The organism is Streptomyces sp. NPDC050619 (genome assembly GCF_040654815.1).
In the GTDB taxonomy this organism is placed as follows: Bacteria; Actinomycetota; Actinomycetes; order Streptomycetales; family Streptomycetaceae; genus Streptomyces.
Map to the genome: position 1 here is coordinate 174,933 of NZ_JBFAIR010000007.1, position 26,817 is coordinate 201,749.

Below are 26,817 nucleotides of genomic sequence, written 5' to 3' on the forward strand. Positions count from 1 at the left end.
GTGCAGAGCAGCGACATCGCCATCATCGGCATGGCCTGTCGGTTCCCCGGAGCTGACGACTACCGCCAGTTCTGGTCCACTGTGGAGCGCGGACGCTCGCACATCGGCGAGGTGCCCGGCAGCCGCTGGGACTGGCGGGCGTACGCGGACACCGAGGGCCCCGGGATCAGCAGGTGGGGCGCCTTCCTGACGGACGTGGAAGCCTTCGACGCCGCGTTCTTCCGGGTGTCTCCGCTGGAGGCGGAGAGCATGGATCCGCAGCAGCGGATCATGCTGCACCTCGTCTGGTCCTGCCTCGAGGACGCCGCCGTGCGGCCCGGTCAGCTGGCCGGCAGCGATGTCGGGGTCTTCATCGGCGCCTTCAACCTGGACTACAAGGGGTTACAGGAGGCGGAGATGCGAGAGCCTGCCGCGCATCACGCCACAGGGACGGCGGGTGCCGTCATCGCCAACCGCGTATCCCACTTCTTCGACTTCACCGGTCCCAGCGTGACCGTCGACACGGCGTCTTCCGCATCGCTGGACGCCGTGCACCTGGCAGTGCAATCCCTGCGGCAGAAGGAATGCGGCGTCGCGATCGCGGGCGGCATCAGCCTGGTGCTGACGCCCGCACGGACCGTCTCGTTCTCCAAGGTCGGGATGCTGTCCCCGACCGGCTCCTGCAAGACCTTCGACGAACGCGCGGATGGGTACGTGCGCGGCGAGGGCGGCGGCCTGGTGCTGCTCAAACCGCTCGCGGACGCCGTTCGCGACGGCGACAGCATCCACGGAGTGATCAGGGGCAGCGCCGTCAGCCACGGCGGGAGGACCCGCAGCCTCACCTATCCCAGTGCCGACGCGCAGGCCAGGGTCATCTCGAAGGCTTTCGCCCAGGCGGGTGTCCCGCCGGAGACCGTCAGCTACGTCGAAGCGCACGGCACCGGTACGCCGACCGGCGACCCGATCGAGATCCGCGGGCTGGTGGAAGGGTTCCGCAAGGCCCGTGGCGACAACGCGGACTCCGGCCCGTACAACTACTGTGGCCTCGGCTCGGTCAAACCGAACATCGGCCACCTCGAACCCGCTGCGGGGATCGCGGGCGCCATCAAGGTCCTGCTCTCGATGGCGCACGAGAAGATTCCCGGCTTGCCGGACTTCACGAAGCTGAACCCCGCCATCACGCTGGAAGAGACGCCCTTCTACATCGCGGATTCCCCGAGGGAATGGGAGGCGCCGCGCTCGGCGGCGGGCGAGCCGCTCCCACGCCGTGCCGGGGTCAGCTCGTTCGGCTTCGGAGGGACGAACGCGCACGTGATCCTGGAGCAGGCTCCGCCCAGGGAGCCCGTCGCGCCGCAGCCCCGTCCCGCCTACCTCGTCTGCCTGTCCGGCCGGACCGAAACGGCGTTGCGGCGCCGGGCCGGGGACCTGGCGGAGTGGCTCGGGAGGGCGGGAACCGACGTCGACCTGATGGACCTCAGCGCCACCCTGCTGCTGGGACGGGAACACTTCGACGTTCGGGCGGCGTTTGTCGTGCGGAACGTCGCCGAACTGCGGAACAAGCTGAAACGCTTGATGCGCAAGGGCCACGCCGCCAACTGCTTCCACAACCTCGGCGAGGGCGGGAGCCCGCCCGCGACGGCACCCCGGCCGGAACTCCCTGACTTCCACCTCGGTGCGGAGGTTCCCGCCGTCGAGTACGCCGCGCAACTCGCCGCCCTGGCCGAGTCCTTCGCCGCGGGCGCGGACCTCCACGACCGCGACCTCCTCTCCGGGCTCCGGAACGAGAAGCTCCGGCTGCCGACGTACCCGTTCGACGCACAGCGGTTCTGGATCACGGCCGACGCGGCGCCCGACTCCCCGTCAGAGCAGCTGCCCTCGGAGCGAAGTGGCCGACCGGAGGTGGCGGACCTGGTCCGAGCAGACCTCCGCCGTATCGCCTGCGGCGTCCTCAAGCTGTCGGCGGATGGCATCCAACCGGCCGACAAACTCTCCGACCTGGGCTTCGACTCGGTCGGCAACATCCGGTTGGCCACCGAACTGAGCGCGTACTACGGGATCGACCTCACGCCGTCGGACCTCTACACGCACTTCACGTTAGGCATGGTCCAGGACCACCTGGTCCAGGACCACAGCGAAGCCGTGGCGCGGACGTACGAGGGGAAGGCGACCGCGGATCCGCTGCCCCGGCGACCGGACACCGCCCGGTCGTCGCGCCCGGAGCCCGGCGTCTTACCGGCTGCCGCTCCCGGCGAGGACGACATCGCCATCATCGGTCTGAGCGGACGCTTCCCGCAGGCGCGCACAGCCGATGACCTCTGGGACATCCTCGCGGGCGGCCGGGACGTGGTCGGGCCCCTTCCGGTGGAACGACGGCGGGACTGGGCCGAGGCACCCGGCGACCAGGGAGCCAAGGGCGGATGGCTGCCCGGCGCGGCCGAGTTCGACCCGCTGTTCTTCGAGATCGTCCCCAGCGAAGCCGAGGCCATGGACCCGCGGCAGCGACTGCTGCTCCAGGAGTCGTGGCGGGCACTGGAGGACGCGGGCTACGGCGCCGGCAAGCTGCGCGACAGCACGATGGGCATGTTCGTCGGTGCCGAGCAAGGCGACTACCAGCGGGTCACCGGCAGCGATGAAACCCTCACCTCCGCCCACGACGGCATCCTGGCATCGCGCCTGGGATATTTCCTGAACTTCTCCGGACCGGTCCTCGCGGTCAACACGGCGTGCTCGGGCGGGCTGGCCGCCGTACACCAAGCCTGCGTGAGCCTGCGCACCGACGAGTGCGACACCGCGCTCGCCGCGGGCGTCAACATCCTCGCGACCTCCCAGTTCTACCGGCACGCCGGCCGGTCCGGGATGCTGTCCGACGACGGCGTCTGCCGCCCCTTCGACAAACGCGCCAATGGAATGGTCGTGGGCGAGGCGGTCGCCGTCGTGGTGTTGAAGCGCCTCTCGAAGGCGCTGGCGGACGGGGACAGGGTCCACGCCGTCATCAAGGGCAGCGGCATCAACTACGACGGCCGTACGAACGGCATCACCGCGCCCAGCCGGTCGGCGCAGTCCTCGCTGCTGCGCTCCGTGTACGGGCGGTTCGGCATCGACCCGGGCGAGGTCGAGCACGTGGTGGCGCACGGCACCGGCACCCGGCTCGGCGACCCCATCGAGGTGAACGCCCTCGCCGACGCCTACGGCCGGTACACCGACAAGAAGCAGTACTGCGCACTGACTTCGGTCAAGAGCAACGTCGGTCACACCCTGGCCGCGTCCGGGGTGGTGAGCCTGATCGCCCTGGTGCAGTCGCTGCGGCACGAAACCCTGCCCGCGAGCCTGCACTGCGAGCAGGACAGCGACTACATCGACTGGGCGCGGAGTCCCTTCTACGTCAACAAGGAGACCCGTCCCTGGAAGAGCAGGGCCGGCAGGAAGCGGCTGGGAGCGGTCAGTTCCTTCGGAATCAGCGGAACGAACGCCCACGTCGTCGTCGAGGAGTACGACGCGCCGGAAGCCGTGGACACCGGTGCCCCCGGACGGCCCCACCTCCTCGTGCTCTCGGCCAAGACCGGCGAGGCACTGACGGCCAAGGTCGCCGAACTCCTGGCCTTCCTGGAGAACAGAGGCCAGGACCAGGCCGGTCTCGCCCGGATCAGCGCCACGCTCCTCGTCGGCAGGCACCACTTCGCGCACCGCTGCGCACTGCTCGCGGCCACGCCCGAGGAAGCCGCGCGACTGCTCCGCCAGGTACTCGAAGGACAGGAAGCGCCCGACACGTTCCAGGGCGTGCGTCCACGGGACTTCGGACCGCAGACCGCGCTCGCCGAGTACGCCGACCAGTTGGTCGCGCGTGCGGCCGGCTCGACCGGCGACCGGGGCGAGCACCAGGACACCATGCGCGCGCTGGCCGACCTGTACCGCCAGGGCTACGACCTGGAATGGGAGGGCCTGTTCGGCGACCGGGTGCCGCCGGTCACGTCCCTGCCCACCTACCCATTCGCCCGTGAGGAGTTCTGGACCGACGGGCAGCACGAGCCCGCGGTGGAGCAGCCGCCGACCGCGGGCCGCGGGAGCGAGGACCTGCACTTCTACGTGCCGCGCTGGGTGGCGGAACACACCACGGCGGAACCGGGCGCCGGAGCGGGCCCCGGAGCGACCCTGCTCGTCTTCGACGACGAACCGGCCCGCGTCGCGCTCTTCCGCCGGCACCATGCGGGAACCGTGATCCAGGTGCGGTCCGGTGCGTCGTTCGACGAGCACGCCGCAGACCACTACGTCATCGACCGGCGCAGCCAGGCGGACTTCGACCGGCTGCTGACCGCGGTGGACCTGCGCGGGCGGATGCCGCTCGCCGTCGCCAACCTCTGGCCCCTGTCATCGGACGGTCAGGACCGCACGATCGAGCTGGAGAGCCTGCTCCACTTCTTCCGGGCAGCACACCGCACCGGGCTCGAAAGTGAACTCCGGCACCTGTCCGTCGTGCCGGGGGAGCGGGGACCCGCCGGAGCGGCGGCGCAGTCGCTCTCGGGGTTCGCGCGTGCCATGACCCCGGTGAACCACCTGATCCGGATGAACACCCTCGAGTTCGACGAGGTGCGGGAGGCCGAGTCCTTGGTGGCCGGGGTGCTGGACGAACTCCGCGTCGCGGAGGGGACGTCCGCACGCGGCGGGCAGGAGGTCCGGCGAGCCGGTGGCGTGCGTTCGACAAGGGTGTTGCGGCGGTGGACCGGTGGCGTGGACCCCGTGTCGTCCGGCCTGCCGCTGAAGGAGAACGGCGTCTATCTCATCAGCGGGGGAGCGGGCGAACTCGGCGGGCACCTCGGCACATACCTGGCCCAGCAGTGCCGGGCGCGGCTCGTCCTGCTCGGCCGCAAGGCACTGGACCCGGGCTTGCGGGAGAAGATCGCGGCGCTGGAGGCGGCGGGCGCGCAGGTCGAGTACCTGCGCTGCGACGTCGCCGACCGCGACGCTGTGCGCGCCGCGCTGGACGCGGCGCGGGTGCGGTTCGGCCCCCTGGACGGGGTCTTCCACAGCGCCGGCGTCCTGGGGGGTACCGACGTCCTGGCCGCGACGAAGGCCGACGTGGACGGGGTCCTGGCGCCCAAGGTGCACGGAACCGTTCACCTGGACGAGCTGACGCGCGAGGAGTCGCTGGACTTCTTCGTCCTGTTCTCGTCGATCGCCGCCCACCTCGGCGACTTCGGGCAGGGCAGCTACGCGGCCGCCAACCGCTTCCTCGACGCCTACGCCCACCACCGGGAAGCGCTGCGGGCCGAAGGCGAGCGCCGCGGCCGGACCATCTCGGTCGACTGGCCCTACTGGGACGAGGGCGGAATGCTCGGGGACATCGAGCAGGACGCCACGTCGAAGGCCCTCTACTTCGACCACTCCGGCCTTCGCGGCCTCGGGACCGCCGAGGGCATTCGGGCGCTGATGGCGATCCTGGCCTCGGACGAGACACAGGTCGTGGTGGCCAAGGGCGAGCGGGGGAAGATCGAGCGAGTCCTGCGCGTCGCCGACCGTGAGGAGGCGGAGGCGGGGGCCGGGCCCGAGCCGCGGCGCCTGACCGCCGAGCGGGTCGTGGGGGCCGCCCCCGACCTGTTCACCAGGGCCGTCGACTACCTCAAGGACAAGATCTCCCAGGTCTTCAAGATCAAGGCGGAGCGCGTCGACGCCGCCGCCGAACTCGGCGAGTACGGCATCGAGTCGATCCAGATCCTGGAGCTGCTGCGGCTGCTGGGCAAGGACTTCGAGTCCGTCCCCGGCACGCTGTTCTTCGAGTACCGCACCATCCGCGAGCTGGCCGGATACTTCGTCCGCGAACACACGGACCGGATGACGGCACTGCTCGACACCGGTCGTACCGCCGCCGCGGCGACCCCCACCGCGCTGCCGGCCACGACCGGGCAGGCCCGAGTGGCCGGGCGCGTCGTCGAGGCGTCGAGCGGGTCCGGGCGGTCCCGGGACGTGGCCGTCATCGGAATCAGCGGACGCTACCCGCACGCCGACGACCTCGACCAGTTCTGGGAGGTGCTGCGCAAGGGCGAGGACTGCATCGAGGAGATCCCGCCGCACCGGTGGGACAAGGACGCGTACTACGACCCCGAGACCAAGCCCGGCAAGACCACCAGCAAGTGGGGCGGTTTCATCGACGGGGCCGAGAACTTCGACGCCATGTTCTTCGGCATCTCGCCGAAGCGGGCTGCCGCGGCCGACCCGCAGACTCGGCTCGTCCTCCAGGCAGCCTGGGCCGCCATGGAGGATGCCGGGTACACACGGCAGGGCCTGAACCCCGACGGAGCCGGGAAGGTCGGCGTGTACCTGGGCATGACCTGGAACGAGTACCAGCTCTACAGCGGCCAGGACGTGTCCGATCGTGCGGAGGCCGCCAACCTCGTCTCCTACTTCCTCGACCTCCACGGGCCGAGCCTCACCGTCGACACGGCCTGCGCGTCTTCGCTGTACGCGGTCGCCATGGCGTGCGAGAGCATCAGGAGCGGCGAGACGTCGATGGCCTTCGCGGCAGGCGTCAACCTGTCGCTGCACCCGAACAAGTACGTGGCGCTCAGTCAGCTGAACTTCCTCGCCGAAGACGGGCGTTGCCGTTCGTTCGGGGAGGGTGGCACCGGTTACGTCCCGGGGGAGGGCGTGGGCTGCGTCCTGCTGAAGTCCCTGGACCAGGCCGTCGAGGACGGGGACCACATCCACGCCGTGATCCGGGGCGTGGCTACGCGGCACGGCGGAAAGACCAACGGCACCACCGTGCCCAACCCGTCGGCGCAGGCTGACCTGGTGGTGGCCGCGCTGCGGGACGCGGGGATCTCCGCGCAGGACGTCAGCTACGTCGAGGCGCACGGGACCGGCACGTCGCTGGGCGACCCGATCGAGATCACCGGTCTGACCCGGGCGTTCCGTGAGGACACCGACAGGTCGGGGTTCTGCTCGATCGGGTCGGTCAAGTCGAACATCGGCCACCTGGAGGCCGCGGCGGGCATCGCGGGCATCACCAAGGTGGTCCTGCAGATGCGGCACGGGATGATCGCGCCTTCGCTGCACTCGCGGCAGTTGAACCCCTACATCGACTTCTCCGACTCGCCGGTCCGTGTGCAGCAGGAGCTGGCGCAGTGGAAGCGGCCCACGCGGACCGTCGCGGGGGTGACCACGGAAGTGCCCCGCATCGCCGGTGTCTCCTCGTTCGGTGCCCATGGCGCCATCGCCAGCGTGGTGATCGAGGAGCACACCCGGCCGGAGGACCGGCCGGCGCCCGACCCGGCACCGGAGCTGGTGGTGCTGTCGGCGAAGAACGCCGAGCGCCTGCGGGAGAAGGTGCGGGCGCTGGTGCGGTGGCTCCCGGAACAGGGCCGGACCGCCCGGCTGGGGGACATCGCGTACACGCTTCAGGTCGGCAGGGAAGCTATGGAGGAGCGGCTCGCCCTGGTGGTGGAGAGCCGGGACGAACTGCGCGAGAAGCTCCGGGCGTTCCTCGACGGGGCGCGGGAGATCGACGGTGTGTGCCGCGGCCGGACGCGGCGGACCCGCGAAGAGCTCGCGGACTTCGAGGCCGACGAGCAGAGGCAGCAGACGGTGCGGTACTGGCTCGAGCGCGGTGAGCACAGGCAGCTGATGGACATCTGGGCAGACGGCCTGAGCGTGGACTGGAAGCTCCTCGCCCGCACCACGACGCCGCGCCGGGTTCCCCTGCCCACGTACCCCTTCGCGCCCGAGCGCCACTGGGTCACCGCACCGCGCGAATCCGGGGCTGCCGGCGGCGAAGGCATCGCCCGGTTGCACCGGTTGGTGCACACCAACACGTCCACCCTGGAGGCCCAGCGGTTCGACTCGGTGTTCTCCGGTGACGAGTTCTTCCTGCGGGACCACGTCGTCAAGGGCGGCCGTGTGCTGCCGGGTGTGGCCTATCTGGAGATGGCGCGGGCGGCCGTGGCGGCGTCGGTCGAGAGCCGTCCGGACGGACTGACGCTGCGCAACGTGGTGTGGGCGCGTCCGGCCAAGGTGGGGGAGCGGCCTGTCCGGCTCCGCACGACGTTGTCCGCCGCGGCGGACGGCGAGGTCGCGTTCGAGGTTTCCGGTCTGCCGGAGGCGGCCGGCGACGAGGCGGTGCCCGTGGTGCACAGCCAGGGCGTGGTGTCGCTCGGCGAGCCGGCGTCCGCCGAACCGGTGGACCTGGCGGGACTGCGGGCCGTGTGCGAGGAGACGCGGCTCGACTCGGAGCACTGCTACCAGGCCTACCAGCGGCTGGGCCTGGCGTACGGGCCCGCGCACCGCGGGGTCGAGAGCGTCTGGGCCGGGGGCGGTCAGGCGCTCGCCCGGCTGCGGCTGCCCGCGGAGGTGCACGACTCGCTCGACGCGTTCGTACTGCACCCGAGCTTGCTGGACGCGGCGTTACAGGCGGCCATCGGTCTGGGGCCGGTCGAGGAAGCGGCCCACATTCCGTTCGCGTTGGACGAGCTGCAGGTCTTCGGGCCATGCAGCGAGGTGATGTGGGCCTGGGTGCGCCGCAGTGCGGACGACCGGCCCGAGAGCCGCGTGCGCAAGCTCGACATCGACCTGTGCGACGGATCGGGTGCCGTGTCCTGCCGGTTCAAGGGGTTCACCGCCAGGCCGTATGAGGCGGAGGACGCGACCGCGCGGCCCCGGCCGGAACTGCCCGACCTGCTCGCTCCTGAGCCGGACGCCGCCTCCGCCGCACCGGCTGTGAGCGGCGACGGGCTCGACGACCGGACCTCTCGGTACCTCATCAGGCTGCTGGCGTCGGAGCTGGGACTGTCCGCGGACCGGATCGACGCCGACGACGCGTTCGAGGTCTACGGCATCGACTCCGTCATGACGATGGCCCTGACCACCAAGCTGGAGCAGGTCTTCGGATCGCTGCCCAAGACCCTGTTCTTCGAGTACCAGAGCATCCGCGCCCTGACGCGGTACTTCCTGGAGGCCCACGCGGACGAACTGAGGCCCCTGCTCGGCGGAGACACCGCCGACGAGAACCCTGTCGGCGCCCCCGCTGCGGTGGGCCGTTCGGTCGCGGCGTCCCAGAGCCGCTTCACGCCGGTGACCCGACGTGTGGCGCGGTCCCGTGCGGAGGCTGCCGAGGGTTCCGTCGACGTCGCCGTCATCGGCCTGGCGGGGCGTTACCCGCAGGCGCGGACGGTGCGGGAGTTCTGGCGGAACCTGGTCGAGGGCAAGGACTGTGTCACCGAGGTTCCGCGGGACCGGTGGGACCACAGCCGGTACTTCGACCCGGACGTCAACGCCGCGGACAGGACGTACTCGAAGTGGGGCGGCTTCCTGGAGGGGGCGGACCACTTCGATCCGCTGTTCTTCAACATCTCTCCGCGTGAGGCGGAGTACATGGACCCACAGGAGCGGATATTCCTGGAGTGCGTGCAGGAGACGTTCGAGGACGCGGGGTACACCCGTGCGGCGTTGAGCCGCGATCGGGGCGAGGGCGGTCCGGGCGGGAACGTCGGCGTGTTCGTCGGGGTGATGTACGAGGAGTACCAGCTGTACGCCGCTCAGGAGCAGGCCAGGGGCCGGAACCTCACGCTGGCAGGCAGCGCGTCGTCGATCGCGAACCGCGTGTCGTACTTCTTCGATCTGCACGGGCCGAGCATGGCCGTCGACACGATGTGCTCCTCGTCGCTCACGGCGATCCAGCTGGCGTGCCAGAGCCTGCTGACGCGTGGGTGCGAGCTGGCCGTCGCGGGCGGTGTGAACCTCTCTCTGCACCCCAACAAGTACCTGATGCTCGCGGGCGGCAAGTACCTGTCGAGCAAGGGGCAGTGCGAGAGCTTCGGCGAGGGGGGCGACGGTTACGTACCGGGTGAGGGTGTCGGCGCCGTCCTGCTGAAGCCGTTGGCGAGGGCGGTGGAGGACGGCGACACGATCTACGGTGTCATCCGGGGCGTGGCCGTCAACCACGGCGGCAAGACGAACGGCTACTCGGTTCCCAACCCCCGTGCGCAGTACGACGTCATAGGCCAGGCACTGCGGGAAGCGGGCGTGGACGCGCGGTCGGTGAGCTACGTCGAGGCGCACGGCACCGGCACGTCGCTCGGCGACCCGATCGAGGTCGCGGGCCTGACGAAGGCGTTCCGCGAATACTCCGACGACAACCAGTTCTGCGCGATCGGGTCGGTGAAGAGCAACATTGGACACGCGGAGAGCGCCGCGGGCATCTCCGGTCTGACCAAGGTGCTGCTGCAGATGAAGTACGGGCAGCTGGTGCCCTCGCTGCATTCGGAGGTGCTGAATCCGCACATCGACTTCGAGAGCAGTCCCTTCGCCGTGCAGCGCGAGTTGTCGACGTGGCAGCGGCCGCTGTCGGCCGACGGCACGGAGCTGCCGCGTATCGCCGGGATCTCCTCGTTCGGTGCGGGCGGCTCCAACGCTCACCTGATCGTGGAGGAGTACGTCCCCGAGTCGGCGCGACAGCGCCCGCAGGACAGCCCGGCGGTCGTCGTGCTCTCCGCGAGGACACCGGAGGCCCTGCGGCAGCGGGCCGAGCAGTTGGTCCGGTGGATCGATGAGGAAGACGGTGCCGAGGCTTCGCTCGCGGACGTCTCGCACACCCTGCAGACGGGCCGGGAGGCCTTCGAGGAGCGTCTCGGTCTCGTGGTGGACACGACCGCCGACCTCGTCGCCAAGCTGACGCGCTTCCTCGACGACGGCGATGTTCCCGGTCTGCACAGGGGAACGGTCAAGCGGCGCCAGGACGACGCGCTGCAACTCTTCGCCGCGGACGAGGACATGGCCCGCACGCTGGACGCGTGGGCGCAGAAGGGCAAGTTCGACAAGCTGCTCAAGCTGTGGGTGACGGGCGTGGCGGTCGACTGGGGGAAGCTCCCTCGTCGAGGCGTGCCGCGTCGCATCCCGATGCCGGCCTACCCCTTCCAGCGCGAGCGCTACTGGCCTGCCACGAGCACGGACAGCGAGCTGCCGCTGCGCGCGGCGGGACAGCTCCACCCGCTGGTGCACACGAACACGTCCAGCCTGAGCGGGCAACGGTTCACCTCCGTGTTCACCGGCGACGAGTTCTTCCTGGCCGACCACCGCGTACACGGTGAGCGCGTGCTCTCCGCGGCGGCCTGCCTGGAGCTGGTGCGGGCCGCCGTCGAGGCGTCGCTGGACGAGCCGCACGGTGCGCTGAGCATCGCCGATGTCGTGTGGGCGCGGCCGGTGACGGTGGGGGAGGGGCATCAGGCCGTCGAGGTGCGCCTGCTGCCCAGGGGACAGGACGAGATCGGCTACGAGATCGTCAGCCGGCAGTTCGACGCGGCCCCCGTGGTCCACGGCGAAGGCGTGGTGCGGGTGCCGCTGGACCCCGCCGCGGGTCCCACGCCCGTCGAGGTGGACATGGCGCGCCTGCGCGCGGAGTGCGAGAGCACCACGGTGGACGCCGACCAGGTCTACGACTGGTTCCTGGCGCAGGGCATAGCCTACGGCCCCGGGCACCGGGGCATCGAGCGCCTGTGGATCGGCGACGGTCAGGTCGTGGCCCGGTTGACGCTGCCGGACGCCGTCGGCACGACCCTGCGGACCTACGGGCTGCACCCCGCCCTGCTGGACTCCGCGCTCCAGGCCTGCGTCGGCATGGTGCCGGGGGAGGGGGCGCGGCGCGAACTGCTCCTGCCTTTCGCCGTGGACGAGGTACAGGTCCTCGGCGCGTGCACCGCCTCGATGTGGGCGTGGGTGCGCGATGGCGCCGACGCGTCGGCGTCCGCCGGTTCCACGGTCCGCCGTCTCGACATCGACATCTGCGATGACGCGGGGACGGTGTGCGTGCGGCTCAGGGGCGTCTCGCTGCGGCCGCTCCCGGCGGAGCAGCCCACGGGTGAACTGTTCGCCGTGCCGTGCTGGGTCGCCCATGACCGGACGCGGGACGCGCAGGAGGCGGAAGGCACCCCTGCCACGCTGGCCGTGCTCATCGGTCTTCCCGAGGTCGCGGAGGTGCTGCGCTCACGCGGCGCCGGACGGGTCGTGCTCCTGGACTCCCGTTCGGCGAGGATCGACGGGCGTTACTCCGACTACGCGCGGCAGGTCTTCGCGACGGTCAAGGAACTGCTCGGCGAACGGGCGCATCACGCCGTCCGCGTCCAGTTGGTCGTCCCGGCCGACGCGGACGCGTGGCTGTGGACGGGGCTGGCAGGCATCCTCAAGACGGCTCAGCTGGAGAACCCCCGTGTTTCGGGGCAGCTGGTCCTGGTCGACCCGCAGGACGGGCCGGAGCGTGCCGCGTCCTGTGTGGACTCCGATCGGGCCGCGCCGGCGGACGCGGCGGTCCGGTACCGGTCCGGTGTGCGCGAGGTGCTGCGGTGGCGTGAGTTCGAGGGCGCACCCGCGTACCCGCTGCCGTGGAAGGACGGCGGCGTCTACCTGATCACTGGTGGTGCCGGTGGGCTGGGCGCGTTGTTCGCGCGGGACATCGCCACGAAGGTGGACCGGCCCCGGATCGTGCTGGCCGGGCGTGCCGCGCGGGACGAGAGCAAGGACGCGCTCGTGGAGCAGCTGCGGCTGCTGGGCGCCGATGTGGTCTACCGGCAGGCGGACGTCGGCGTCGAGGAGGACGTCGTGGCGCTCGTGGGCTGGATGCGCCGGACGTACGGCCGGGTGGACGGGATCCTGCACTCCGCCGGAGTGCTTCGGGACGGTTTCATCCTGCAGAAGTCGGCCGAGGACTTCTCCGCCGTCCTCGGCCCGAAGGTCTCCGGCCTGGTGCACCTGGACTCCGCGACCCAGGACGCGGACCTGGACTTCCTCGTCCTCTTCTCGTCCTTCTCCGGTGCGTTCGGCAACGTGGGACAAGCCGACTACGCTGCGGCGAACGCGTTCATGGACGCCTACGCGGGGTACCGGAACGGCCTCGTGGAACAGGGCAGGCGCCGGGGGCGGACGGTGTCGGTCAACTGGCCGCTGTGGGCCGACGGCGGGATGCACGTCGATCCGGGCGTCGAACAGTGGCTGTGGGCGCAGTTCGGCCTGGTCCCGCTGCGCGAGGACACCGGGGTGCGGGCTCTGTACCGGGCGCTGGCCGCGCCGGACGACCAGGTCCTCGTGCTCGAAGGCGACCGCGCCCGGATGAGGCACACTCTGCTGGCCGCCGACGAGTCCGGGTCCACGACCGCACCGCGGCGGGCAGAGGACCGTCGCTCGTCGCAGTCGTCGCAGTCGTCGCAGTCGTCGCAGTCGTCGCAGTCGTCGCCGGAGAAGGTGGAGACGGCGGAAGGCCTGGCCGGCAGGGCCGAGGCGTACTTCAAGAAGCAGCTGTCGTCGGTGATCAACCTGCCTCCGGCCAAGATCGACGCAGAGGCGCAGCTCGATGACTACGGCGTCGACTCCGTGATGACCATGGACATGACGCGGGCCCTGGAGGAGGTCTTCGGGTCACTGTCGAAGACCCTGTTCTTCGAGCACCGCACCATCGAGGCGCTCGCCGCTCATTTCCTCGACGCCCACCCGGACCGGATGCGTGAACTCCTGTCCGCCGGAGAGAGCGGCCCCGGTGCCGGGGGAACGGTCCGCGCCACCTCCTCGACGAGCCCCGCTGAGCGGGAGGGCCCGTGGCGGGCTTCCGTGCCCGTCACAGCCGCGGCCCCCACGCGGGCCGCCGACCCGGAGGCCGTCGCCGCGGGGCGGATGGACATCGCGATCGTCGGCCTGGCGGGTCGCTACCCGCAGGCGCGCGACGTGGCGGAGTTCTGGGAGAACCTCGCGGCGGGCAGGGACAGCGTCACCGAGATCCCCGAGTCGCGCTGGAACCACGGGCAGTTCTTCGACCCGGACAAGGACGCCGTCGGTAAGGCGTACAGCAGGTGGGGCGGCTTCCTCGACGGTGCTTACGACTTCGACCCGCTGTTCTTCAACATCTCCCCGCGCGAGGCGGAGATCATGGATCCGCAGGAGCGACTGTTCCTCCAGTGCGTCCACGAGACCCTGGAGGACGCCGGGTACACGCGGGGCGGCCCCAAAAGCCGGACCGGCAACGTGCTGGACGGGCGGGTCGGCGTGTTCGTCGGTGTGATGTACGAGGAGTACCAGCTCTTCGGCGCCCAGAACCAGGTGCTGGGCGGTGCGTCGGCAGTGGCGGGCAGTTCGGCCTCCATCGCCAACCGGGTGTCGCACGTCTGCGGGTTCAACGGTCCGAGCATGAGCATCGACACGATGTGCTCGTCTTCGCTGACGGCGGTTCATCTCGCGTGCCAGAGCCTCAGGTGCGGTGAGTCCGAGGTGGCGGTTGCGGGCGGTGTCAACCTCTCGCTGCACCCGAACAAGTATCTGCTGCTGAGCCAGGGCAAGTTCGCCTCCAGCGACGGCCGGTGCCGCAGCTTCGGTGCCGGTGGCGACGGCTATGTGCCCGGTGAGGGCGTGGGTGCGGTCCTGCTGAAGCCGCTGGCGCGGGCGATCGCCGACGAGGACAGGATCTACGGCGTCATCAAGGGCACCTCGGTCAACCACGGCGGCGGTGCCGGCGGCTACACGGTGCCCAACCCCAAGGCACAGTCGGAGGTGATCCGTCGCGCCCTGGAGACGGCCGGGGTCGGCGCGCGTGCGGTGAGCTACGTCGAGGCGCACGGCACCGGGACCGCGCTGGGTGATCCGATCGAGATCACGGGTCTGTCGAATGCCTTCTCGGAGCACACCGGTGACAAGCAGTTCTGCGCGATCGGTTCGGTGAAGAGCAACATCGGTCACGCCGAGAGCGCCTCGGGCATCGCGGGCATCACCAAGGTGCTGTTGCAGCTGCGGCACGGCAAGCTGGCGCCCTCCCTGCACGCGGAGACGTTGAACCCGCACATCGATTTCGCGGACACCCCGTTCGTCGTCCAGCGCGAACTGGCCGACTGGGCCCGGCCCGTCCTGCCCGATGGCGGCACGGGTGCGCAGTCGCCTCGCGTCGCCGGGGTCTCGTCCTTCGGCGCGGGCGGATCGAACGCCCACGTCGTCATCGCGGAGTACGTCCCGGACGGCCACGAGGACAGGCATCAGCTCGACCCCGCGCTCGGTGCGCTGGTGCCGTTGTCGGCGCGGACCGAGAACGGGCTGCGGGCGCAGGCCGAGAACCTGCTGGAGTGGCTGGAGCGGCCGGAGAACGCGGCCGTGGGGCTCGCGGACGTGGCCTACACGCTGCAGGTCGGCCGGGAAGCGATGGAGGAGCGGCTGGGTGTTCTCGCCGCGTCCGTGGCGGACCTGGTGGCGAGGCTGCGCGGTTTCCTGACCTCGGACAGCGGTGTCACCGGGGACGTGGTGCGCGGCTCGGCCAGGCGTGACAGCGCCGTGCGCACGCTGCTCTCCGCCGATGCCGATCTGAGCACGATGATCTCGACCTGGGCCGACAAGGGTAAGTACGACAAGCTCCTGGAACTGTGGGCGAACGGTGTGCCCGTCGACTGGCGCGTTCTTTACGACGGCCCGATCCCGCGCCGCATCGGACTGCCGACCTACCCCTTCGCCCGCGAGCGCTACTTCCCCTTCGACGACCAGCCGCTCACCGCGGGAGACCACGCCCGCCCGGGTGGGTCCCCGGCCGGTGCGCCCGCGGAGCGCGCGCGGCCTCTCGTCTTCGTCGAGGACTGGGAGCCGGAGCGCCTGCCGGAAAGCCCGGCCCGGCGGCTCGGCAACATCGTCTGCCTGTGCAGCGGTTCCGAGCGCCAGGCCGAGGTCGCGCGGGCGGTCCGGGCGCTCGACCCCGACGCCCGCGTCGCCTTCGTCGGGCAGGGCGCCGCCTTCCGCCGGATCTCCCCGGACTCGTACGAGGTCCGCACGGCGGAGGCCGGTGACTACGCGGACGCGTTCGGTGCCATCGCCGCGAGCCACGGCGACATCGACGCCGTCCTGGACCTCTGGAGCCTTGAACCGGGTGCGCGCCCCGACGACGTCAGCGAGGTTGTCCTCGCCCTCCAGGCTCTGGCGCGGGCCGAGGTCTCCGCACGGCGGTTCGTGCTCGCGGGTCAGTACCGCGACGGTGTCGAGCGCGCCCACCTCGAAGCGGCCATCGGTTTCGAGCGCTCGCTGGGGCTCGTCCTGCCGCGGCCCGCGTTCACGGTCGTTCTGCAGGACGCCGCTGATCCGCAGCGGCCCGTCGGAGTCGCGGGCTGGGTCGAGCGGCTGGTCGCCGAAGTGCGCCAGGAGACCGCGTCCAGCGCCCTGTACCGGGACGGCGGGCGTTTCGTCAGCCGCGTACGGCAGGCAGAGGTGACCGAGGCTCCCAGCGTCTTCAAACGCGGCGGGACCTACCTCATCACCGGTGGTCTCGGCGGCCTCGGGCTGATCGTGGCCGAGCACCTCATCCGCGGCTACGAGGCCAATGTCGTGCTGACCGGTCGCTCCGCGCCGGACGCGCGGCGGCAGGAGAAGCTGCGCGAACTCGGCGCGGACAAGGTCCTGTACACACGGGCGGACGTCTGCGACGCGGGCGACGTGAAACGCGTCCTGGCGCAGGCGCGTGAGCGGTTCGGGCCCGTGCACGGCGTCATCCACGCCGCGGGGGTCGCCGGCGGGGGGAGCATTTTGGACAAGAGCGTGGCCGCCTTCGAGCAGACGGCGGCCGCCAAGATCGCCGGCACGCTCGCGCTCGACGAGGCGCTCGCGGGCGAGGTCCTCGACTTCGTCTGCTACTTCTCCTCGACCTCCGCGGTGATCGGTGACTTCGGCGCCTGCGACTACGCGTTCGGCAACCGCTTCCAGACGGCCTACGCCGCCCACCGCGGCGAACGGGGCGCCGCGGGGGAGGTCTCCGGCAAGACCGTGGTGATCAACTGGCCGCTGTGGCGCGACGGCGGCATGAGCCTCGACGAGGATGCCTCCGACCTGTATCTGCGCTCCAGTGGTCAGGACTTCCTGGAGACCCGGGACGGACTCCGGCTGTTCGAGGCCCTGTTGGCCCAGGACGCCGTCCAACACATGGTGGTGGTCGGGGAGCCGAGCCGGGTGCACCGCTTCCTCGGCCTGCTGCCGCCTCGGCCGGCGGCCGCTGCCGCTGGGCCCTCCGTCGCCGAGCCCTCCGCCGCGTCCGTCACGCCGCGTCCCGGGCCGTCGGGGACGAGCGTCGACGAGGACTTGGACCAGGACCTCCGGGACATCATCTGCCGCGTCGTGAAGGTCTCACCCGACAGGATCCACGAGGACGACAGCCTCTCCGAGTACGGCTTCGACTCGGTGAGCCTCGTCGAACTGGCCGTCGGCATCGGGCGGCGCATCGGCGTCGAGATCACACCGTCGATCTTCTTCAGCCACCCCACGCTCGGGAAGCTGCGGAACCATCTCCTCGGCAAGTACCGGGACGTCCTCGAGGCGCTCTACGGCGCGGCATCCGCGTCGGAGGCGGTCGAACTGCCCGTCGCGCCCGTTGAGCCTGTCGCGCCCGTTGAGCCTGACGTGCCCCTCCGGGAGGAGACCGCGCCGGCCGCGCAGGTGGGCTCCGCGCCCCGGGCGCGGTCCGCGGCCGCCCGCCCGGGGAGCGACGCCGTGGCCATCATCGGCATGAGCGGGCGCTTCCCCGGTGCGCGCGACGTCGATGAGCTGTGGTCCGTCCTCTCGGAGGGCCGCGACGTCGTCAGCCCGGTCGGTGCCGAACGGCTCGCGTTGTGGGGCGAGGGGGCGGACAGCCCGCTCGCTGCCTTCCGCTGCGGTCAGCTCTCGGGGGCGGAGGAGTTCGACCCGCTGTTCTTCGAGATCTCCCCGAAGGAGGCTCGTGGCATGGACCCGCGTCAGCGCCTGCTCCTGCAGGAGTCGTGGCGGGCGCTGGAGGACGCGGCGTGGAAGCCCGGTTCGCCGGGCAGGGTCGGCATGTTCGTGGGCGTCGAGCACGGCGACTACGAGGGCCTGGCCGAGAGCACCGGCAGCATCACCGCCAACCACGACGGTGTCCTCGCCGCGCGGCTCGCCCACTTCCTCGACTTCACCGGCCCGGTCCTGGCGATCAACACCGCCTGCTCGTCCGGGCTCGTGGCGGCCCATCAGGCCTGCCTGAGCATCCGCGACGGCGAGTGCGACACGGCCCTCGCGGCGGGCGTCAGCCTGATCACCACGCCCCGGCAGCTCACCGACATGCGGCAGGCGGGAATGCTCTCCGAGGACGGCGTCTGCTACGCCTTCGACGAGCGGGCCAACGGCATGGTGGTCAGCGAAGCCGTCGCCGTCGTCGTACTGAAACGGCTGTCGGCGGCCATCGCGGACGGGGACCGGATCCACGGCGTCATCCGCGCCGGCGGGATCAACTACGACGGCAAGTCCAACGGCATCACCGCCCCCAACGGTGCCGCGCAGGTCGAACTCCTGCGGTCGACCTACGAGAAGTACGACGTCGACCCGGCGGAGATCGACTACCTGGTCGCCCACGGCACGGGCACCCGACTCGGCGACCCGGTGGAGGTCAACGCGCTCAACGACGCCTTCACCGGCCTCACCGGCAAGCGGCGGTACTGCGCGCTGACCTCGACCAAGTCCAACGTCGGCCACACGCTCGCGGCGTCCGGGCTGGTCAGCCTGATCGGGGTCCTCCAGGCCATGCGCCACGAGACCATCCCGGCCAGCCTGCACTGCGAGCGGGAGAGCACCTACATCGACTGGCAGGACAGCCCGTTCTTCGTGAACCGGGCGAACAGACAGTGGCCGCGCACGGCGGGGCGCGAGCGCGTCGCGGCCCTGAGCGCCTTCGGTATGAGCGGAACCAACGCACACATGGTGGTGGAGAGCTTCGTGACGCCCGACGAGCACGACGTGACGACGCCCGCCCACCTCTTCGCCGTGTCGGCGAAGGATCCGGAGGCGCTGCGGCAGCGGGTCGCCGACCTGGTCGACTTCCTCGACGGCGCCGCCGGTGGGCACAGCGCGCGCCAGGTCAGTGCGACACTGCTCGACGGCCGGGCCCACTTCCGCCACCGGTGCGCCGTGGTGGCCCGCGACACGGGTGAGGCCGCGCGCCTGTTCCGCGATTGGCTGGGCGGCGCGACGGTGCCCGACGCCGTCGACGGCAGTGTGCCGAAGGGCTTCGCCCCGCGGGCCGAGGTGCTGGAGGCCGGCAACGACCTGGTGCGCGAAGCGACCCTGCTGCGCCACGACCAGCCGGCGTTCGTGGAGGCGCTGCGCGCTGTCGCGAAGCTCTACTGCCAGGGACACGACCTGGATTGGCGGGCACTGTTCGGCGGCAGGCGGCCGACTCCCGTGTCGCTGCCCGGGTATCCGTTCGCCAAGAGGCGTTGCTGGCCTGCCGACGTCGCGCCGCTGTCTGAGGCGGTACAGGGCGAAGCGGTCGAGGCCGAACCGGCCGAGGCCGAACCGGTCGACGGCGGGAGCGTCGACGACGTCCGGCTGCGGCGGGTGATCGCGGACTCCGGAAGCGGCCGCGGTTTCGACGACGACCTCCTCTGCGGGCTGTTGGTCACGCAGTTGCAGGCGCTCGGCATGGCGGCGGAGGGCAGCGGCTTGGTCGCCGGCCTTCGCGACGGCCTGAAGCCGGACCGTGTCCGCAGCCGCTGGCTCGACGAGAGCCTCCGCTTCCTGGCCGAGCACGGCTACCTGGAACTGGACGCGGGGTACTACACGCTGACCCCGAGGGCCTCGGCGGGCGGTGGCACCGCGTGGCAGCGCTGGGCGGCCGTCTGCCGGGAGAGCGGAAACACGAACCCCTACGTCAACCTTTTGGACCAGGCGATCCGCGGGTGCCCGGACGTCCTTTCTGGACGAAGCAGGGGAACCGACGTGATCTTCCCCGATGCCTCGACGTCACTGGTCGAGGGCGTCTACCGGCGGTGCGACAGCGCCGAAGCCCTCAACGAGGTCGTCGCGGAGCAGGTGGCGGACCGCGTCGAGGCCCTGCTCGCCGCGGATCCCGGCCGTCGGGTCCGTGTACTGGAGATCGGTGCGGGCACGGGAGGCACCACCGACAAGGTGTTGCGCGCGCTGAGCCGTCACCGGGACAGCATCGCGGAGTACTGCTACACCGATGTCTCCCCCCACTTCCTGCGCACGGGGAAGAAGGAGTTCGGCGCCGACCACCCGTACCTGCGGTACGAGCTCTTCGATGTGGAGCGCAGCCCGGCCGGTCAGGGCCTGGCCGAGGCGACGTACGACATCCTCCTCGCGACCAACGTCCTGCACGCCACCGGCGACGTCCGGGCGGCGGTGCGCCACGCGCGGACACTGCTGGGGCCCGACGGCACACTCGTGTTGAACGAGCTGGCCGCCCGCACCCTGTTCTCGCACCTGACCTTTGGCCTGCTCGACGGGTGGTGGCTCTACCGGGATCCGGAGCTGCGGATCCACGGATGCCCCGCGCTGGAGCCCGACCGCTGGCGGGCGGTGCTGCACGACGAGGGCTTCGCGGCCGTGTCCTTCCCCGCCGCCGCGGTCCACGACGCCGGGCACCAGGTCGTCGTCGCCCGCACCGGCGCCGGGGCACTCGCGCCGGACGCGGACCACCAGGACCTCGACGCGCAGGCACTCGACACGGAGGAACCGGACGCGCAGGCACTCGACGCGCACGTGCGGCGCGAGATCGTGGCGCAACTGCGGAAGGCCCTGGAACTGGAGGAGGACGAGATCCACGTAGAGGACTCGTTCGCGGACTACGGCGTGGACTCCATCGTCGGCGTCCAACTGGTCCGGGACCTCAACGAGATCCTCGGCGGGGTGCTGGAGCCCACCGACCTGTTCGACCACAGCTCGGTCCGGCGGCTGGCGGCCTACGTCACCGAGACCTTCCCGGCGCGGGTCGGCGCCCTCCTCGCGCGACCAGTGCAGGCTCCGCAGGCCGCGCTCCGTACGGTGGACGCGGCACCCGCGGCGAGCACGGCCGACGCCGGCGCGGTGCGGGCCGGGAACACCGAACCGCACCTGGAACCGATCGCGATCATCGGCATGAGCGGGCGGTTCGGCCGGGCGGAGAGCGTCGACCGGCTGTGGGAGCACCTCGCCGACGGCGAGAGCCTGGTCGGCGAGATCACCCGCTGGGACATCTCGCGGTTCGTCGCGCCCGGTGCGGACTTCCCCAGGCACGCGTCGCTGATGACCGACATCGATCGGTTCGACCCGGCGTTCTTCCAGATATCAGGTGTCGAGGCGGCCTACATGGACCCTCAGCAGCGCATCGCCCTGGAGGAGTCCTGGCGGGCGTTCGAGGACGCGGGCTACGCCGGGGCGGGGGCACAGAGCACCAACTGCGGTGTCTACATCGGTACGCAGCCCGTCGACTACCTGCCCTCGCCAGGCGCGGACGCCCCGGCGCAGGCCATGTGGGGCAACGCCGAGTCGATCATGCCTGCCCGCATCTCGTACCACCTCGACCTGCGGGGTCCCGCCGTCGCCGTCGACACGGCGTGCTCGGGCTCGCTGGTCGCCGCACACCTGGCGTGCCAGGCACTGCGCGCGGGCGAGGTCGAAATGGCCCTGGCCGGTGGGGCCTCCGTCCAGTGCGCGCCCCACTACTACCTGCAGGCCCACCGGGCGGGGATGCTCTCCGCGACCGGGCGCTGCCACGCCTTCGACGAGCGGGCGGACGGCTTCGTACCCGGTGACGGCGTCGGCTTCGTCGTGCTCAAGCGCCTGAGTGACGCGCTCGCCGACGGCGACCACATCCACGGCCTCATCCGCGGCTCCGGCCTCAACCAGGACGGCACCTCCAACGGCATCACCGCGCCGAGCGCGAAGTCCCAGGAACAGCTGCAGCGGGCCGTCTACGACAAGTACGGCGTCGACCCCGCCGACCTCGGCCTCGTCGAGGCGCACGGCACCGGCACCCGGCTCGGCGACCCCATCGAGTTCCAGGCGCTGACCCGGGCGTTCCGCGGCTACACCGACCGGCGGCAGTACTGCGCCATCGGCTCGGTCAAGACCAACATCGGTCACACGTCGCCGACAGCGGGCGTGGCCGGGCTCATCAAGATCCTGCTCGCGCTGCGGCACCGCGAGATCCCGCGCTCCTTGAACTTCGAGCAGGGCAACGCGCACATCGACTTCGCGGCGAGCCCGTTCTACGTCAACACGGCCCACCGGGACTGGACCACCGAGGCCGGCCGCCCGCGGCTCGCGGCGCTGAACTCCTTCGGGTTCAGCGGGACCAATGCCCACATGGTGGTCGAGGAAGCGCCCGTGCGGCCGCGTGACGGGGTGCGCCTGCCCGCCCACCTCATCGCGTTGTCCGCCCTCTCCCACGAGCAACTGCGTACCCAGGCCGAGCAGTTGACGGACCACCTGCGCGCCCACCCCGACACCGACCTGGGCGACGTCAGCCTGACGCTGCTGCTCGGGCGCAGGCACTGCCCGGTCCGGCTGGCCTGTGTCGCGCGGACCACCGACGAGCTGGTGGACCGGCTGCGGGAGTGGTTGTCGACCGGACGCGAGGAGCACGTACGCGTCGCCGACCTGTCCGAGAGACGCCCGAGCGGGGACGCCGCGCGGGAGCAGCGCGGCAACTCCCACATCCGGCAGTGCGCCGCCGGTACGTCGCAGAGCGACCGCGTCGAGCACCTCGCGGTCGTCCGCGACCTCTACCTCCAGGGCCACGAACTGGCGTACGCGGAGCTGTTCGCAGGCAGTGCGCACCGGCGGACCCCACTGCCGACGTACCCCTTCCAGCGCCAGCGGTACTGGCTGCCCGAGGCGGTCGAGGCTCCCAGCAGGCCCCCCGCCGCGCGCGTGGAGCCCGTACCCGCGGGGCCCCCCGTACCCGCGGAACGCTCGGCATCCCCGGCAGGTGGGAACCACCTCACGCTGGCACCCGTGTGGGTCCGGGACCGGACCCCCGCGCAGGAGCCTCCCCCGCAGGCCGGCGTGGTCGTGTTCGGCGCAGACGCCACCGAACGCGCTCGGCTCGCGGCCGTGTCCGGCGCGCCGGCCTTCCTCGACCTCGAGCCCACGCTCAGCGTGGACGCGCTGACCGCGTGGCTGCGGGGCGCCGGGGACATCCGGCACCTGGTCTGGATCTCGCGTACGGGGGAGGACTCGGACGCCACCGCGCTGCTCCGGCGGGCCGATGCCGGAGTGGTCGTGTTCTTCCGCCTCATCAAGGCGCTGCTCGCGCTGGGGCATGCGGGTTCGGACCTGACCTGGACCGTCGTCACCCGGCAGACGCAGCCCGTACTGCGCGGCGAGCGGGTACACCCCGCCGACGCGGCCGTGCTGGGCCTGACCGGCGTGATGGCGAAGGAACTCCCCAACTGGCGGGTGAACTCGCTCGACCTCGGTGCGGGCGATGCCCTCCCCGTGTCCACCCTGCTCAGTGCTTCCTCACAACCGGTCCGGGCGTTGCGCGGCGGGCAGTGGTTCCGCCGACGGCTGGCGCCCGCCGCGCTCGCCACGCCGTCCCACAGCCCCTACACCAGGGGAGGCGTGTACGTCGTCCTGGGCGGGGCCGGTGGCCTCGGCGAGATCTGGAGCGAGGACGTGATCCGGCGCTTCGGCGCCCAGGTCGTGTGGATCGGCAGGCGGGAACTGGACGACGACATCCAGCGCAAGATCGACAGGTTGGCCGCGCTCGGCCCCGCGCCCTGGTACGTACGCGCCGACGCCGCCGACCGCGAGTCCCTCGCCGCCGCCCACGCGCGGATCAAGCAGCGTTTCGGCACGGTCAACGGCGTGGTCCACTCCGTGTTCGGCCTGGTGGACCAGAGCTTGCCGAACACCGACGAGCAGCGGTTCCGGCTGGGCCTGAGCGCCAAGCTCGACGCGAGCGCGTGGATGGCCGAGGTCTTCGACGCCGACGACCTGGACTTCATGCTGTTCTTCTCGTCGATCTCCTCGCTCAACCCGGCCATGGGCTACTGCAGTTACGCCGCAGGCAGCGCCGTTGAAGACGCCCTCTCCCACCGCCTGTCCGCCGAGCGGCCCTACCCCGTGAGGGTGGTCAACTGGGGGTACTGGGGCGCGGTGGGCAGTGGCCTCGACGTGCCGCAGCACATCAGGGAGCGTCTCTACGAGCAGGAGGGGCTGGCCGACATCGACCCGGCCCTCGCCGTCGCCACCGTCGAGCAGCTCTTGGCCTCGCCGCTGGTGCAGGTGGCCCACCTCAACACGCGCAAGCCGGAGAGGTTCGAGGCGTTCGACGGTCGCGAGTCGGTCCGCGTGCTGGGGTCCGCGGCGCGGACGCCCGCGCTCGCCCCGGCACTCCCGTCGCGCGCCGACCAGGTGCAGAGCGTCCGTACCGGGACGAAGGCCAAGGCGATGGAGCTGGATGAGGCCTTGGCAAAGCTGCTGTGGTGCGACTTGCGAGAGCGCGGCTGGTTCGGCCGGCAGGTCTTCGACGTGGCGTCCTTCATGCAGGACAACGGGGTCCTGGACGCGTTCGAGCGGTGGGTGCGGGAGTGCTTCGCGGTCCTGACGCGCTTCGGCCACATCAAGGAGACCGGCCCCGGGTCCTTCACCGCCGCCGGGAACCGGCTCGACGCGAGAGAGGCCGAGCGGGAGTGGGAGCGCGGCAAGCGGTTGTGGCTCGCCGATCCGGAGCTTCGGGCCACGGCCGATCTGGTCGACCGGACCTTCCGCGTGCTGACCGAGATCCTGACGGGGACGGCCTCGGCCGTCGAGGTGATCTTCCCCGGGTCCTCGCTCGACCTGGTCGAGGGCATCTACAAGCGGAACATGATCGCGGACCACTTCAACGACGTCGTCGGCGACTGCGTCGTCGAGTTGGTCGAACGCAGGATCGCCGAGAACCCCGACGCCGAGTTCCGCATCGTCGAAGTGGGCGCGGGCACGGGCGGCACGACCGCCACGGTCATGCGGCGGCTCAGGCCGTATGCGCGCAACATCGGCGAGTACTGCTACACCGACATGTCGAACGCCTTCCTCATCCACGGCACGCGCGAATTCGGCGAGGAGAACCCCTTCCTGCGCTGCCGGTTGTTCGACGCGAGCAAGCCGGTGACGGAGCAGGGCTTCACCGAGGGCGCCTACGACCTCGTCGTCGCGACCAACGTCCTGCACGCCACCCGGGACATCCGTGAGTCGTTACGCAACGCCAAGGCGCTGATGAAGCCCGGGGCCGCGGTGGTCATCAACGAGATCAACGGGTACACGCCGTTCAGCCTGCTGACGTTCGCGCTCCTGGATGGCTGGTGGCTCTACGACGACCCGGAGCTGCGCACCGATGGCGGCCCTGCGCTGGAGCCCGAGATGTGGCAGTCCGTGCTGGAGTGGGAGGGGTACGGGTCGGTCGAGTTCCCCGCCGCCGGCGCACACGTGCTCGGCCAGCAGGTCGTCGTGGCCTTCAGCGACGGGGTGATCCATCAGACCCGTGGCGGCGAGCAGCCGGCCGCCGTCGAACCACCGGCCTCCGGGACGCCTGCCGTGCCGCAGGCGTCGACGGACCCGGCGCAGCGGACTCGCGTGGACCCGCAGCCCCTCACGCAGACGCGGGTGGACCCGGTACGCCTGAAGGAAGCCGTGCTCACCTACCTCAAGGACCTGGTGGCGCGCACGTTGATGATCCCGGCGAACTCCATCAGGGCCGGAGAGCCGCTGTCCACGTACGGCATCGACTCCATCCTGATCCTCCAACTGCTCAACGGGCTCCAGAAGGACCTCGGAGAGGTCGGCAGCACGCTCTTCTTCGAGCACCGCACCGTCGGCGCGCTGGCCGACCACTTCGTTACCGAACGGCAGGAGGACATCGCCCGCGTCGTCGGTCTCGCGCCGCGGGCGCAGGACAGCCCCGCCCCGGTGCCCGCCGAGTCCCGTCCCGTCGAGCCCCGTGCTGTCACGACACCGGCTCGCGCGACGGAGCCGCAGCGGGAACGCGCGGCGCGGCCGCGCCGCGGCGGGGACATCGCCATCATCGGCATGAGCGCGCGGTTCCCACAGGCCGACACCCTGGACGAGTTCTGGGCGGGCCTGCGGTCCGGCAGGAACTCGATCACCGAGATCCCCGGGGACAGGTGGAGGTTCGACGACTTCTACGAGCCCGACAAGGACCGGGCCGCCGACGAGGGCAAGAGCTACAGCAAGTGGGGCGGCTTCATCGACGGCTTCGCCGACTTCGACCCGCTGTTCTTCGCGATGACGCCCAACGAGGCAGTGGAGGTCGATCCCCAGGAGCGCCTGTTCTTGCAGGAGACGTGGAAGGCCTTCGAGGACGCGGGCTACACGCGGGCGCGCCTGGAGCAGGAGCACGGCGGGCGCGTCGGGGTCTTCGCCGGCATCACGCGCGCGGGTCACAACCTCTACGGTCCCGAGAGGTGGCGGCGCGGCGATATGACGTCCCCCTACACCTCCTTCGGGTCGGTCGCGAACCGCGTGTCGTTCAAGCTGAACCTGAACGGCCCCAGCATGCCCATCGACACGATGTGCTCGTCGTCGCTCACGGCGCTGCACGAGGCGTGCGAGCACCTGCTCCGGGACGAGTGCGAACTGGCCGTGACGGGCGGGGTGAACCTCTACCTGCACCCGTCGGGCTACGTCAGCCTCTCCCGGCTGCGGATGCTCTCGGACGACGGCAAGTGCCGCAGCTTCGGGCACGGCGGCAACGGGTTCGTGCCGGGCGAGGGTGTCGGTGCGCTCATCCTCAAGCGACTCGACGACGCGGAACGGGACAACGACCGTATCCACGCCGTCATCCGCGCCACGAGTGTCAACCACGGGGGCACGACGAACGGCTACACCGTCCCCAACCCGGTGGCCCAGGGGAACCTGATCCGCCAAGCGCTGGACAAGGCGGGCATCGACGCGGGCACGATCAGCTACGTGGAGGCCCACGGTACCGGGACCGCGCTGGGGGACCCCATCGAGATCAACGGATTGCAACGCGCGTTCTCCGACGACACCCAGGACACCCAGTTCTGCGCGATCGGCTCGGTGAAGAGCAACATCGGGCACGCGGAGGCCGCGGCGGGCGTGGCGGGC

General features: G+C 71.0%; 1 protein-coding gene (cut by a window edge). It reads left to right on the forward strand.

Annotation, left to right across the window (positions count from 1 at the left end; all coding sequences use genetic code 11):
• Nucleotides 1-26,817 carry the 5' portion of an SDR family NAD(P)-dependent oxidoreductase gene (locus AB0I77_RS14695; RefSeq protein WP_363282902.1) on the forward strand. It continues 930 nt past the right edge of the window, so only the first 26,817 of its 27,747 coding nucleotides appear in the window; its start codon is at nt 1-3; its stop codon lies off the right edge, out of view.